General features: G+C 66.1%; 12 protein-coding genes and 1 pseudogene. 10 read left to right on the top strand and 3 right to left on the bottom strand.

What is annotated here, in order from left to right; genetic code table 11:
• The first annotated feature begins 225 nt into the window (after window positions 1-225).
• From BMY25_RS19925 to BMY25_RS19935, 3 genes and pseudogenes are all read left to right on the top strand, one after another.
• Window positions 226-726: a lysozyme inhibitor LprI family protein gene (locus tag BMY25_RS19925; protein WP_177176967.1), complete on the top strand. Its 501-nt coding sequence runs from the start codon at window positions 226-228 to the stop codon at window positions 724-726.
• Window positions 727-827: 101 nt separating this feature from the next.
• Window positions 828-1,532 (top strand): annotated as a pseudogene (locus tag BMY25_RS19930) (ribonuclease activity regulator RraA).
• 63 nt (window positions 1,533-1,595) lie between these two features.
• Complete coding sequence (locus tag BMY25_RS19935; protein WP_092499974.1) at window positions 1,596-2,420, top strand: aldo/keto reductase; 825 nt, start codon at window positions 1,596-1,598, stop codon at window positions 2,418-2,420.
• A gap of 12 nt (window positions 2,421-2,432) precedes the next feature.
• Here the strand turns inward: BMY25_RS19935 and BMY25_RS19940 are convergent, their stop codons facing one another.
• A complete protein-coding gene (locus tag BMY25_RS19940) occupies window positions 2,433-2,702 on the bottom strand; it encodes a DUF3253 domain-containing protein (protein ID WP_092499976.1) in 270 nt (89 codons plus the stop codon).
• A complete protein-coding gene (locus tag BMY25_RS19945; RefSeq protein WP_092499978.1) occupies window positions 2,699-3,094 on the bottom strand; it encodes a DUF423 domain-containing protein in 396 nt (131 codons plus the stop codon). The genes BMY25_RS19940 and BMY25_RS19945 overlap by 4 nt, the downstream gene beginning before the upstream one ends.
• Window positions 3,095-3,233: 139 nt before the next feature.
• Here BMY25_RS19945 and BMY25_RS19950 point away from each other — a divergent pair, with 139 nt between their 5' ends.
• Window positions 3,234-5,348 (top strand): FUSC family protein, encoded by a 2,115-nt coding sequence (locus BMY25_RS19950; protein WP_092499980.1) that lies wholly within the window; start codon window positions 3,234-3,236, stop codon window positions 5,346-5,348.
• 430 nt (window positions 5,349-5,778) lie between these two features.
• Here the strand turns inward: BMY25_RS19950 and BMY25_RS19960 are convergent, their stop codons facing one another.
• The gene (locus BMY25_RS19960; RefSeq protein WP_092499985.1) at window positions 5,779-6,246 is read right to left on the bottom strand and encodes a helix-turn-helix domain-containing protein; all 468 of its coding nucleotides are present in this window, start codon (window positions 6,244-6,246) and stop codon (window positions 5,779-5,781) included.
• A 61-nt stretch (window positions 6,247-6,307) separates the two neighbouring features.
• Here BMY25_RS19960 and BMY25_RS19965 point away from each other — a divergent pair, with 61 nt between their 5' ends.
• The 6 genes from BMY25_RS19965 to BMY25_RS19990 all read left to right on the top strand — a co-directional run bounded on the left by BMY25_RS19965 (window position 6,308) and on the right by BMY25_RS19990 (window position 13,744).
• Window positions 6,308-6,568 (top strand): hypothetical protein, encoded by a 261-nt coding sequence (locus BMY25_RS19965; protein ID WP_143062074.1) that lies wholly within the window; start codon window positions 6,308-6,310, stop codon window positions 6,566-6,568.
• Between the two features lie 169 nt (window positions 6,569-6,737).
• Complete coding sequence (locus tag BMY25_RS19970; protein WP_092499989.1) at window positions 6,738-8,000, top strand: sensor domain-containing phosphodiesterase; 1,263 nt, start codon at window positions 6,738-6,740, stop codon at window positions 7,998-8,000.
• A gap of 143 nt (window positions 8,001-8,143) precedes the next feature.
• The gene (locus tag BMY25_RS19975) at window positions 8,144-8,785 is read left to right on the top strand and encodes a hypothetical protein (protein WP_092499991.1); all 642 of its coding nucleotides are present in this window, start codon (window positions 8,144-8,146) and stop codon (window positions 8,783-8,785) included.
• A 117-nt stretch (window positions 8,786-8,902) separates the two neighbouring features.
• The gene (locus tag BMY25_RS19980; RefSeq protein ID WP_092499993.1) at window positions 8,903-10,012 is read left to right on the top strand and encodes a YeiH family protein; all 1,110 of its coding nucleotides are present in this window, start codon (window positions 8,903-8,905) and stop codon (window positions 10,010-10,012) included.
• 184 nt (window positions 10,013-10,196) lie between these two features.
• Window positions 10,197-11,687, top strand: a complete 1,491-nt coding sequence (locus BMY25_RS19985; RefSeq protein ID WP_092499995.1) for an ATPase domain-containing protein — start codon at window positions 10,197-10,199, stop codon at window positions 11,685-11,687.
• Entirely contained in the window at window positions 11,684-13,744 is a 2,061-nt protein-coding gene (locus tag BMY25_RS19990; protein WP_092499997.1) for a hybrid sensor histidine kinase/response regulator, read from the top strand. The genes BMY25_RS19985 and BMY25_RS19990 overlap by 4 nt, the downstream gene beginning before the upstream one ends.
• Window positions 13,745-13,824 lie beyond the last annotated feature (80 nt).

Below are 13,824 nucleotides of genomic sequence, written 5' to 3' on the forward strand. Positions count from 1 at the left end.
TCGCTGAGATCGTAACGCGCCATCACCATGCTCCTCCCCGAACAGGTGAATCAGCCTTCGACCAGAAGCTCAACCCTTAATGAGTTCAGAACCTAGGGGCTCACCTTCTGCGTCACCCACTTTCGGGACAGGGTGACGCATCCTCTTTGCCGCTCGCGACGTTGTCACCTGGAGGGCGCCGACGCTGCGCCGGACAGAGCGTCACGGATGATGCGAGGAGGGCACATGCTGAAGGGACTGGCTATCGCGGGCGCGATCGCGCTTCTGGGTTCGACGATGGGAGCGGCCGCCGCGGCTGAGAACTCCGTGCCGGAACCCGCCGCCACGGACATCACCGCGATCCGGCAATGCATGTCGTCAGCCACCCAGGGCGGGGGAGCCGTGGAAACCTGCATCGGCGTGGTCGCCGACAAGTGTGCCGAGGCCTCCGGCGCGTCCGCCAAGCTCGGCACGGTGGAATGCAGCCGCCGCGAGCGGGCGGTCTGGGACAAGATCCTCGGTGACGACTACGAGAACCTTCGCAAGACGCTAAGCGGCGATGCGAGCACCGAGCTTCGCGACGCGCAGCGCATCTGGATCGACTGGCGCGACGCCAAGTGCAAGTTCGAGGATACGATCCGCACCGGCCCGTCGGGCAAGCCGGCGACCGGCCGATGCCTGCTGGAGGAAACCGCGCGCCGCGCGGCCGAGGTGCGGTCCGACCTGAAACTCGCCAAGGCCGGCTGAACGGCTCGCGAGAACGGCGCGCGGGCGCGGAACAGGTCCCGTATGCGTTGATGTTGCTGCCGGGGTGACCTACCAATCGGTGATTGGACAGGGACCCCGCCATGCCGCTTTCACCGGACCTAGTCGGCGCCTTCGGCAACGTGTCCACAGCGACGATCACCACGATACTGCTGAAGAATGGCATCCGTCGCACGTGGATGCGCGGGCCCATGCCGCTGAAGGCGGCGGAAGGGCGCCGGGTGGTCGGTCCTGCCTTCACGCTCCGCTTCGTACCGGCTCGGGAGGATCTCGCGCCCCCGGAATCCTGGTCGTCGCCGACCTCAACCCGCGCCGCGATCGAGACCATGCCGGAAGGCGCGGTGGAGGTGGTCGACGCCATGGGCGTAACCGATGCGGGCATTTTCGGCGATATCCCTTGCGCGCGGATGGCGAGGCGGGGCCTTGCCGGGCTCGTCACGGACGGCGTGGTGCGCGATCTCGCCGGCGTGACGGAAACGGGCCTGCCGGTCGGGTCGGCGGGTACGGCCGCCCCGGCCTCCGTGGCCGGCCTGACCTTTGTCGGGTGGCAGCAGCCGGTAGGCTGCGGTGGCGTCGCGGTCTTTCCCGGTGACGTAATCGTGGCGGATGGCGATGGTACCGTCGTCATCCCCGCCGCGCTGGTGGAGGAGGTTGCCTTCGCCGGTCCCGAGCAGGAGCGGCTGGAGGCGTGGATCATGACGTAAGTGGCGAACGGCGTTTCGCTGCCGGGTCTCTATCCCCCGAATGCGGAAACGCGCGCCCGCTACGAAGCAAGCCGCAAAGGCTGATGAGGGGAGCGGTCGATGCCCGGGTCGACCGCTCCTCCTTCCGGTCCGGGCACAGGAGACAGCATGACACTCAGCATTTCCGCCAATGGAGCGGAGATCCCGACGATCGGTTTCGGGACGTGGCGGCTCACCGGCGATACGGCGATCCACATGGTGCAGGCCGCGCTGGAAAACGGCTACCGCCACATCGACACGGCCGCCGCCTATGGCAACGAAGCGGAGGTGGGCGAGGCGATCCGCACCCAGGTCACCCCGCGCGACCGCATCTTCGTCACCACCAAGGTCTGGCACACGGACCTCGCCGACGGAGCCCTGCAGCGCTCGGCGGAGGCAAGCCTGAAGAAGCTCGGCCTTGACCAGGTCGATCTCCTGCTGATCCACTGGCCCGGCAAGAACGTGCCGCTGGCGGAGCAGATCAAGGCGCTCTGCGACGCCAGGCGGCGCGGGCTGGCCCGGCACATCGGCGTCTCGAACTTCACGCTCGGTCTGCTGGATGAAGCGGTCCGCCTTGCCGACGAGCCGCTGGTCGTCAATCAGGTCGAGCACCACCCCTATCTCGACCAGAGCCGGATGCTGGCCGCCTGCCGCAAGCACGGCATGGCGATGACGTCCTATTCGCCGATCGGTCGCGGCGAGTTGCTGAACGACCCCCTGATCGCGGAAATCGCGGAAGGGAAGGGCAAGACGGCGGCGCAGATCGTGCTCCGCTGGCACGTCGAGCAGCCCGCCAACATCGCGATCCCGCGTTCCTCGAATGCCCGTCGGGTCGCGGAGAACATCGACATCTTCGACTTCGCGCTGACACCGGAAGAGATGGGCCGCATCTCGCTGCTTGCGAAGCCCGACGGGCGGATGGTCAACCCGGAGTTCGGACCCGACTGGGACTGAACCGGCGGCCCGTCAGTCGCTTTCCGGCGGCAGCGCGAGGCGGTAGACGCCCTTGAAGTCGTCGGGGTCGACCGGTCGGCCTTTGCGCAGGATCACGACCCGGCCCTCATGGGCGAGCAGCACGGCCTCGCGGCGGAGCGGCGTCATCAACTCGCTCCATGCCTTCTCGTTCGGCCCGGCGAGCTGGAGGGCGATATCCATCGGGGCGAGCGTGCGGCCGGGCCCGCGTTCGTTCAGCGCCTGCAGGATGGCGGTTCGCAGCGTATCGCGGTCGAAGCTCATGCTGCGATGATCCCGATGGCCGCGAGCACCCAGCCGAGGATCATCAGCGTGCCGCCCCAGGGGGCGGGGCTCGGCTGCAGGTGAATGCCGCCCAGAATGTGCAGGGTGAGCGTGCCCGCGAACAGGATGACGCCGATCAGCATGGCGAGCTGTGCCGCCGCCAGCAACCGACGACGGCCGGGGGCGGCGTTCAGCGCGAAGATCGCCGTCGCGTGGAAGAGCAGGAAGGAGGAGGCCGTGACCAGCCCTTCGGCGCCGGCCTTGTGGGCGGCCACGGCGCCGAGGATGACGCCGGCGCCACCGAGCAGGGCCGCCAGCGCGAGCAGCGTCCTTCGCCAGGGGGAAAGGGCTGGCCGGGAAACGGCGGATGTGTCGGAACTGGAAAGCGTCATCGCGTCATCGTCCTGAAATTCTGATTGCCCGGTTCTGATCTCGTCAGGAAGCCACGAGACTTTCCCCGGGTTCGCCCGTTATCTTCGCCGGGACGAGCTTTACCGTCACTGCTGCGGTCCGAGGGGAGACGGCCTGTTCATGCTGAGCCAGTTCAAACGGGCGATGGCCTCGTTTCCGAACCGTCTGCTGGCGTCCGACCCCGGCTTCATCCGGCTGCAATTCGCCAGCCGCATCGTCGGCTCGCTGATCCTCGCGGTCGGCGTGCTCTTCCTGACCCACGGCCTCCTGAAGCTGCCGTTGCCGGCCATGTCGATCGGCGTCATGCTCTGCCTGTTCACCTCGGTCCTGGTGCGCGACCAGAAGCTCGGCGCCCAGCGCCTGACAGTGCTCATAGCGCCCCTGCCGGGGCTCGTCACGTTCAACCTCGCCGCGGCCCTGCACGGCCACACGATCCTCACCGACGCGACGTTTCTTCTCATCATCTTCGTGGCCGTGAGCCTTCGCCGTTTCGGACCGCGCTGGAGCGGGCTGGGCACCATCAGCTATGTCGGCTTCTTCATCGGCAGCTATCTCCACCCGCCGCTCTCGATGGTCCCGCAGGAACTGGTGGCGGCGGCGATCGGCACGGCCTCGGCTTATGCCAGCCGTTTCTGGATCTTCCCCGAACGCCCGGTTCGAAAGGCCCGCAGCATTCTCCATGCGGTCCGGCGGCGGATGGCCGACCTTCTGGAGGGGACGCGGGACGTGCTCAGGGCGGGAGCGCCGGGCGAGAGAGGCGAGCGGCTCCTGCGCGACCGCCTCGCGAACCTGAACGGCACGGTCGCCATGGCGGAGAGCTTCCTCGATGCGATCATTGCCGACGAGAAGACCATGCGGGAGCTCAGGGCGGCGCTGTTCCGGCTGCAGGTCTCCGTCGAGCGCGTGGTGGAACTCGTCGTATCGGGCCGGGGAAAGCAGGAACCGGACGCGGACCGGGCGCTGGCCGGGATCGCCCGGCATCTTCGCGCCGCTCAGCCTTATCCCGAAAAGATGTCGGAGGAAGAACCGGACCTGGGCAGGTCGGCCGCCCGGCAAGCGGCGAAGGCCGGCGTCGATCCGGATGCCGCGCGCCTCGATCTCGCTTTGCGCGAACTGCGCATCGCCCGGAGTACCTTCGCCGAGGCTTCGCACTTCCTGTGGGCGGAGGACATCCGCAACACCGACCGGCAGTTCGGCATCGGGGCCGTGCAGCAGCCGATTCCCGGTCCGGCGAGCAATGCCGCCGCGCTCCGCCTCGCCGCGCAGGTGACGATCGCTTGCGGGCTGGCCATCGTCGGCGGGGAACTCCTGTCGCCGCAGCGATGGTACTGGGCGGTGATCACAGCCTATTTCGTCTTCGCCGGCACGAATTCGCGGGCGGACACCTTCGTCAAGACGTTCCAGCGGCTGGTCGGCACGGTGCTCGGGATCGCCGCAGGCATTGCCGTGGCGAGCCTGCTTTCCGGTCATGTGCTCCTGGAAACGATCCTGGTCTTCCCCTGCCTCTTTGCGGCCTATTACGTCTTCGCGACGTCCTATGGGGCGCTGGTCTTCTGGATCACGATCGCCTTTTCGCTGCTTTACGGAGCACTCGGCTATTTCTCCAGCGGAGTGCTGCTGCTCCGGCTGGCGGAAACCCTGATCGGCTGCATTTCCGGCGGACTGGTGGCGGCCTTCATCTTCCCGGTGCGAACGCGCAGGTTGGTCTGGGATGCTCTCGGAACCTATCTCGGCAGCTTCGAAGAGGTGGTGAAGCAGGCGACCCTCACACTGCGCGGAGAGGATGGGAAACCCATCGGCGCAATCAGGAAGCACGGCGCGAATGCCCGCGATCTGCGCAACCTCATGCGTCCGCTCACGCAGAGCTGGGGCATCATGGGCCCGCGCTCCTCCGGCCGCGTTCTGGCGGTGCTCCTGTCCTGCGATTACTGGCTGCGCGAACTCGCGATGCTCAGCCACAGCGAAGGAAAGCTCGTGGACGCCACGATGCTGGAGCAGGTCGAGCAGGCGTCCGGGACGCTCTGCGCGTCCGTCGCATCGTTGCGGGAGGACCTCGCCGCGCGCCAGCAGCCGCCGAACTTCTCGGTGCGAAGCAAAATCGACGAGGCGGCCGATCGGGTGCAGGCGGAAGGCGAGGGGGGCGAGGCCGGGAAGAGCTCCCTCGGCCTGCTCAGGATCTACCGGATGCTGGACCGGGGGCTGGGGCAGGCGCGGACACAACTCGGCAAGGCGTGAGGCGGCAAAGCCTCACGCTCCGATTGCAGGCAGCCGGCTCCGTCCCAGTTCGGGCCAGCCGGGACTGGCGCGGTTCTCAGTGGCCGAGATGGTCCGTCGCGACGCCATCGGGGCCAACCAGCCGGGAGTGGTGATGCCGGTGGTGGTGATGATACTTGCGGCCGTCCCGGTGGTGCCGGGCCGCTTTATGATGATGGACAGCATGGTGTCGCACATGCCGGTGGTGAGGCTTGCTTGCCTCCGACACGCCTACCCCGACACTGAGCACCAGTCCCAGACCCAACAAACTCGCCGTCCAAACGCGAAACATTCAGTCCTCCGACCTCTCCAGGCGTGATGTAGAGACACCCCGCCTAATTACGAGTCCGGAACGCCCGAAGCTTCGTGCAGCTCGGAATTAATCCTAACGCGCCCGAAGCGTCGCCTGAAATCAATCCCGCGATTTTCGTCGGATGGAGCGGGCAAGTCCCAGCATCACCCGACGCGTGCGGATGCCCTTGGCGCCTGATAACGCCTCGGCAAACTGCGCGGCATCGGCCCGAGACAGCCGCGTCGATCTTTGAGGCGGAGCCTCCCGCGCGCGTTTTTCTTCCGTGACGGGGAAGAAGAACGAAACGTTGGACTCCAGCGCCTGAGCAAGCTCAAGCAATCGGCCGGCCGATATTCGGTTCTGGCCGGCCTCGTATTTCTGCAGTTGCTGCGGACTGATGCCTATTCGTTCCGACAAATCCTGCCGGGTCAGGCCCAACGCGGTCCTGCGGCTCTGGAGTTGACTTCCAATATAGCGATCAGTGTCGCTGACGGCTCTAGAACTGTAGCTCCGCTCAGCCATCTCAGGCATCCCACCCCCTGCGATTGCTTCACATGCCAATGCCGAAACAGTTTCGGACACGAACATCGACTTGCGGTATTCTACTAAACTTCAAGGCAACAAAGCACAATGCCGCAGGGGGATGGAAATGAACAACGATGATCATTCCGATGGCGGCTCTGCGCCCGTAGCCTCTGTCGGCTCACGAGGCATTCTCGGCTTCACCATGTTCGCGGCGTTGCTCGATCGCCTGTCTAATTCGGGGGCGCTCTCCAACGAAGACCTCCAGTTTATCTTCGATTCCGGCGCCAGAAGCCTGATGAAGAACGGCGACGCCACCTCCGACGAAGCCTGGTCCATCCTGATGGAAACCGCGGAGACTTTCGGGTTCGAAGTGAAACAGACGTAAGCCGGCGCGAGAAAAATAAACGGTGGATGAATTCTTTTCCATCGAACGAACCGCGTCCGCTGCTCCCGAGCGATCTTTTGTTCGGGAGTATTTTCCTCGTTAAGAGAAACGAATGGGCCTTGTTGTAGTTCACGATGCGCCTGATCGGGCGGGCTGAGCGAGGCGACGGGTGGACGTGGAGAGAAACGGACTACCGGGCAGTTCCGAGGAGCCGGCCGAGATCGTCGCTGCCAAGGAGATGATCCGCCGTGTGATCAAGGCCGTCCGCTCCCATCTCGGCATGGACGTCGCCTATGTCTCGCAGATCATCGACAACCACAGCATCGTTCGCGTCACTGACGCGCCGGGCAGCGAGGGCAGGATCTGGGACGGCATGTCCTGGCAGATGGAAGACGCCTATTGCCAGGCGATCCTGGAAGGAAAGCTGCCGGAACTGATGCCGGATACCGGAGCGGTGCCGGCAGCGGCGGCATTTCCCGTCACCTCCGAGGGGCCGATCGGCGCGCATATCAGCGTTCCCCTCAGGCTGCCCGATGGCCAGGCATACGGGATGTTTTGCTGCCTGAGCTTCGAGCCCGACCCGACGCTGACCAACCGTGACCTTCAGGTGATGCGGGCGTTCGCCGATCTCACGGCGGGCCAGATCAGCCAGGAGCTGGACGCGGCGCGCGCTCAGCGAGCCAAGAAGGCGCGTGTCGTCGAGGCGGTCGAACGGCACGAACTCACCTTTGTGTTCCAGCCGGTCGTGCGGCTCGTGGATGATCGGGTGGTCGGCTTCGAGGCGCTGGCGCGTTTCGCCGGATTGCCCCACCGCGCGCCGAACGTATGGTTTCAGGAGGCGGCGGAGGTCGGCTACGGCCTGGAGCTGGAGTGGATCGCCATCCGTGAGGCGCTGAAGCAATTCGCGCCCTTGCTGGACCGCGCCTATGTCGCCGTGAACGCCTCTCCGGAAGCCATCATGAGCCCAGGCTTCCCGGCCCTGTTCGACGGGTTGCCGGGGGAGGCGATCGTTCTGGAAATAACCGAGCACGAATCCATCACCGATTGTACGCAACTGATCGCGGCGCTCGCTGGCGTCCGCTCGCGTGGCGTGCGCATTGCGGTCGACGATGTGGGCGCCGGCTATTCCAGCCTGACGCGACTGGTCGATCTCCGCCCGGACCTCATCAAGCTCGATATGAACCTCGTCAGGAACATCGATTCCGACACCGCCCGTCGCGCGCTGGCATCCGCGTTGATGTCGTTCGCGGCCGGCACGGAAACGATCACCGTCGCGGAAGGGGTGGAAACGCTCGCGGAACTGCAGGTGCTCCGCGACCTGGGCGTCGACAAGGTGCAGGGCTACTATCTCGGACGTCCAATGGCGATAGAGCAGGCGGCCGCCTTGGCTGGCAACCGGATCGGGGCCGCGGCGCCCGCGGCCCAAGGCTGAATCGGGTCGCTCGCCCGGAGGTCCTTCGCCGGGGCCTTGTTGCAGATTTACGACGCCGGGGCGTTTTTGCCCGGTGCGACTTCCATAACAGCAGTCGAATCGGAAGTGGGATGTAGGGTTCCGCTTTCGATTGCGAGTACGTGATGAATACCGATTTGCATGCAGCGGTGAACGCGCTGCTGAGATTTGTGGGAACAGCCATCGTCATCGCCGCAGGACTGGTTCTGGTTTTCGCGGACGTCCTGATCCTCGGGGATAATCTCGGCGAGATGTCCCTCACCGAGATCGGCCAGGAACTGACTCTCTTCGTGATATCGCTGCTTTTCTGGCGCTCTTCGCGTCTGCCCGGTCATGCCGGCTTCGGCATCCTGGTCGCGGGTTTCTTCGGCTGCATGCTCATCCGAGAACTCGACGCGTTGTTCGACCATGTCTTCCACGGGTTCTGGTTCTTCCCGGCCATTCTCCTGGCTGCGGTCTGTATCTTCCATGCCTGGAGAAGGCGGAACGAGGTGCTGGCCAGGCTTGCCGAATTCGCCCGCACTCCCGCTTTCGGGACGATGATGACGGGCCTCATCGTCATCCTCGTCTTCTCGCGCCTGTTCGGTATCACGACGCTCTGGCACCACATGCTGGCCGCCGACTACACCAAGGTGGCCAAGAAGGCGGTAGAAGAGGGAAGCGAGCTCCTGGGCTACACGATCTGCCTGGCAAGCACGCTGGATTACATGTTCTCCCTGAAGCGCCGTGCGAGGTCGACCGGCACGCCACGCGCCAATCTCGCGTAACCCGGCCGGGATGCGAGGGAGAGTGAATGATCGAATCTGACGATCGATTCGTGCGGTAAGATGCGTTTTTCGGATCGGTCGATTTAAGCGATGTTGCCTCCTCCACGGAGGCGCATCATGTTTTCCCGACCGCTCCGGCTTCTGCCGGGCATTCTGCTCTGTGTCTTCGTCACGGGGTTGGCGACCTTGCTCCAGATACTGGAGGTGCAGGTTGCCGGCGAACCCTACCTGGAGGCGTTGGTCCTCGCGATCCTCCTCGGCGTCCTTCTCCGGGCGGCGTGGCTGCCGGGGCCGCGCTGGGAGCCGGGGATCCGGTTCAGCGCCAAGATCCTGCTGGAGATCGCCGTTGTGCTGCTCGGCGCCTCCGTCAGCGCCGCAACCGTGCTGTCGCTCGGGCCCGCCCTCCTGTTCGGGATCGCCGCCATCGTCGCGATCGCTATCGTGGCGAGCTACGGGATCTGCCGGCTTCTGGGGCTGCCCGTCCGGATGGCGATCCTGGTGGCCTGCGGCAACTCCATCTGCGGCAACTCGGCGATCGCGGCGGTGGCCCCCGTGATCGGCGCCGATGCCGACGACATCGCCTCATCGATCGCCTTCACCGCGGTGCTGGGCGTGGCGGTGGTCTTCGGGCTGCCCTTGCTGGTCCCCGTGCTGAACCTGTCGCTAACGCAATATGGGGTGCTTGCCGGGCTGACCGTCTATGCCGTGCCGCAGGTGCTTGCGGCGACCCTGCCGATCGGCGCGCTCAGCAATCAGGTCGGTACCGTGGTCAAGCTGGTGCGCGTGCTGATGCTGGGCCCCGTCGTGTTCGGCCTGTCGCTGCTCACGGGCCGGCTGCGCGGCGAACCGGACGCGATGTCGCCGATTCCGGGCGCCGGTGAGCGCCTCCCGCCGGGCCTCCCCCCGGGGCGCCCTTCGGGACGCCCGTTGCCGGCGCGAGCGTTGCCGGGCCGCCTCGGGCTACACGAACTGGTGCCGTGGTTCATCGTCGGCTTCCTGATCCTGGCGGCGCTGCGCTCCCTCGGCCTGATCCCGCACGCGTTGCAGGTGGCCATGGCCACCACCGCCGGCATCCTCACCACGATCTCCATGGCCGCCCTCGGGCTCGGCGTCGACGTGCGCGTGGTGGCAAGGGCAGGGGCCAGGGTGACGGCGGCGGTCTGTCTGTCCTTGCTCGTGCTCGGCATCATCAGCTTCGCGCTGATCCGATTCCTCTCGGTGGGATGACGTTCGGGTTCCCGCCCCGGGGTGCTTGGCGTCGCCGCATTCCCGCCGGGAAACAGCCGGCTGACGCGGGATTTTTCCTAAAGACTTAGGGCTTCAACAAAAAGCTTGAGCGCGCGCCCGAACATAGTGAGAAGCTGTCGGGCAAGGGCGCCCAGACGCCGAGGTTTCTCTGACCGGACGCTTGATGACGACACCCGATCGCGTATCCACCGGCAATGCCGGTCTCGACACCATTCTGCGCGGCGGGTTCCCCGCGAACCGCCTGTTCCTGCTGGAGGGGACTCCCGGCTCCGGCAAGACGACGCTGGCGCTGCAATTCCTGCTGGACGGCAGGGCCAAGGGCGAGCGGGGCCTCTACATCACCTTGTCCGAGACGGGCGAGGAACTGGATTCCGTGGCGCGGTCGCACGGCTGGAGCCTGGACGGCATCAGCCTGTTCGAGCTCTCCTCCGCTGACGAGGTGCTGGGGCGCGGACGCGACCAATCCGTCCTGCACAGCTTCGAGATGGAGTTGGGCGGCACGGTGAAGCTGATCGAGGGGGAGGTGGAGCGCGTCGGCCCCTGCCGCGTCGTCTTCGACAGCCTCTCGGAATTGCGGCTGCTGGCGCAGGACCCGCTGCGCTATCGGCGCCAGGTGCTCTCCCTCAAGCAGTTCTTCGCCGGCCGCCACGCGACGGTCCTGCTGGTCGACGATCTCACCACCATCCATGGCGAGCGAGATCAGCATTTGCACAGCCTCTGCCATGGCGTGATCACGCTTGAACGCCTGACGCTGGATTTCGGCGCGGCGCGGCGACGGCTGGAAGTGCAGAAGCTGCGCGGAGTGGATTTCATCGCGGGCTACCACGATCTCGTCATCGAGCGAGGCGGGCTCAAGGTTTTCCCGCGGCTGATTGCTGCCGACCATCCCTCGCCCTTCGTGGGGGAGCCGGTGGCGAGCGGCGTGGCCGAACTGGACGCTCTGCTGGACGGCGGCCCGCTTCGCGGCACGAGCACGTTGATCACGGGGCCGGCCGGCACCGGCAAGACGGCCATCACGCTCCAGTATCTCTTCGCCGCGTGCGAGCGGGGCGAGCGTGCCGCCATCTACGAGTTCGACGAGCGCATCGGCACGCTGCTGTACCGGGCCAAGACCATGGGGCTGGATCTCGACAAGCATCTCGAAAACGGTCGCCTGACGGTTCGGCAGATGGATCCCGCGGCGATCTCGCCGGGCGAGTTCGCCTTCCTCATCCAGAGCGAGGTGGAGGACCGCGACTGCCGGCTGCTCGTCATCGACAGCCTGAACGGCTATCTCGCCGCGATGTCGCAGGAGCAGCAGCTCATCCTGCAGATGCATGAGCTGCTTTCCTACCTGAACCAGCGCGGCGTCGCGACGTTCCTGATCAATCCGCAGCAGGGATTGGTGGGGACCATGTCGCTGAGCAGCCTCAACATTTCCTATGTCGCCGACGCCGTGATCCTGATCCGCTTCTTCGAGGCCGGCGGGCGGATTCGCAAGGCCATCTCGGTTCTCAAGAATCGCGCCGGCGGGCATGGGGACAGCATCCGGGAGCTCCGGGTGGATGCGCGGGGCATCCGCGTCGGCGAGCCGCTGACCGAGTTCCAGGGCGTGCTGACGGGAACGCCTTCCTATGTCGGCGCGGGTGGTCCGCTGATGGAAGACCGCTCTTGAGCCATCGGACGGCAGCGGAGGGATACCGTGTCCTGATCGCGGCTCCCTACGGCCGTGACGCGGAAAGCCTCGCGGAGGTGCTGGCGAGCCATGGCTATGAGGCTCATGTCCTGCCCGGCATCGATGCGATCGGACGTTCGCTGGATGCGCGCCTCGGTGCGATCCTGCTGACGGAGGAGGCGCTGACGGGCGATCTGGCTCCGCTCGGCCAAGCGCTCGCGGGGGAACCGCCATGGTCGGACATTCCCTTTCTCCTGCTTGCCGGCCGCCCGTCCTCCGGCAACCGGAATGCGCAGGCTCTCCGCCGCTACCTGCCGGAGGCCGCCACCAATGTCGTAATTCTGGAGCGGCCGCTTGGCGCGGAGTCGCTGGTCAGCACGGTCGCTGCCGCCTTGCGCTCGCGGCAGAAGCAATTCGAGATGCGCGACCGCCTGCTCGAACTCGACAACAGCCGACAAGCGTTGGCGTCGAGCGTGGCCGAGCTGCAGCTCGTCGCCGATTCGCTGCCTGTCCTCATCGGTTTTCTCGACCGCGATCTGCGCTACCGCTTCGCCAACCGAACCTACCGCGAGTGGTTCGACCGGGCGCCGGACGAGGTGATCGGCAGGCGCCTCGAAGAGATCATGCCCCGCGAGGCGCTGGATGCCCGCATGCCTGCGATCCGCCGGGCGCTCGCGGGCGAAACCACGCGTATCGAGCTTGACTGGCCGCATCCCGACGGAAGCCGGCGCGATGCCGAGATCCGCTACCTGCCGCGCCGCGACGCCGCCGGCGAGGTGGATGGCTTCTACACCTTCGTCCTCGACGTCACCGACCGCAAGCTGGTCGAGGAGGAGCTGGAGCGCCGGGTCGTGGAGCGCACCGAGGCCCTGAACGAGGAGATGGTGAACCGCGCCGCGGCCGAGGCTGCCCTCCGGCAAAGCCTGAAGATGGAAGCCGTAGGCCAGCTCACGGGCGGTATCGCGCACGACTTCAACAACATGCTGACGGGCGTTATCGGCAGCCTGGCCGTGCTCAAGCGCCGGATCGCTTCCGGGCGGATGGAGGATGTCGATCGCTTCATGGATGCGGCGAACACCTCGGCACAACGGGCGGCCTCGCTCACGGCGCGACTTCTGGCTTTCTCGCGGCGGCAGTCGCTGGATGCCAAGGCGCTCGACGTCAACCAGCTCGTGGGCTCGCTGGACGACCTGCTCCGCCGCAGCATCGGCGAGCAGGTGGACCTCCGGGTCGTCGCGAGCGAGGGTTTGCCGGCGGCCGTGGCGGATGCGAACCAGCTTGAGAACGCGATCCTCAACCTCGCTATCAACGCGCGCGACGCCATGCCGGAAGGCGGGCAGCTCACGATCGAGACCAGCCTCGTGGAACTGGACGAGGCCTATGCCGCCGCCAAGCCCGACGTGAAGCCCGGCCGCTACGTCATGGTAGCCGTCTCCGATACCGGGGTCGGCATTGCGCCGGACGTGCTGGAAAAGGTCTACGAGCCGTTCTTCACGACCAAGCCGATCGGGCAGGGAACCGGTCTCGGTCTCTCCATGGTCTATGGCTTCGCCCGGCAGTCCGGCGGGCAGGTCCGCATTCACAGCCGGGAAGGCGAGGGCACCTCGGTGAAGCTCTACCTTCCCGTCGCCGACGACGCCGTGTTCGAACCTGCTGCCGATCTCCCGGCCGCTCCGAGCGGCAGGGGTCAATCCGTGCTGCTGGTGGAGGACGATCAATCGGTCCGGCTCCTAGTCCGCGAGGTCCTGGCTGAGCTTGGCTATAGCTGCGTCGAGGTTCCGGAAGCGCAGGCGGCGATCAGGGTGCTTTCGGCCGACCGCCCGATCGACCTGTTGATCTCCGATGTCGGCCTGCCCGGCATGAACGGTCGCCAGCTTGCGGAGATCGCGCGCCAGCACCGGCCGGACCTGCCGATCCTCTTCATCACCGGCTATGCCGAGAACGCCGCCATCCGCGCCGGTTTCCTCGGCACCAACATGGGCATGATCACCAAGCCCTTCGCGCTGGACCTCCTGGCCCACAAGATCGGCGAGATGCTGATGTGGTCTGCCCCCTGAAAAGTGGTCCTCCGTGAAGTAGGCTTTTGAAGCTTTGGAGGATGCCAGGAATGCCGCGCAAGAAGCACCAGCCAGAAGAG

This window comes from Faunimonas pinastri, from assembly GCF_900110915.1.
Lineage (GTDB): Bacteria > Pseudomonadota > Alphaproteobacteria > Rhizobiales > Afifellaceae > Faunimonas > Faunimonas pinastri.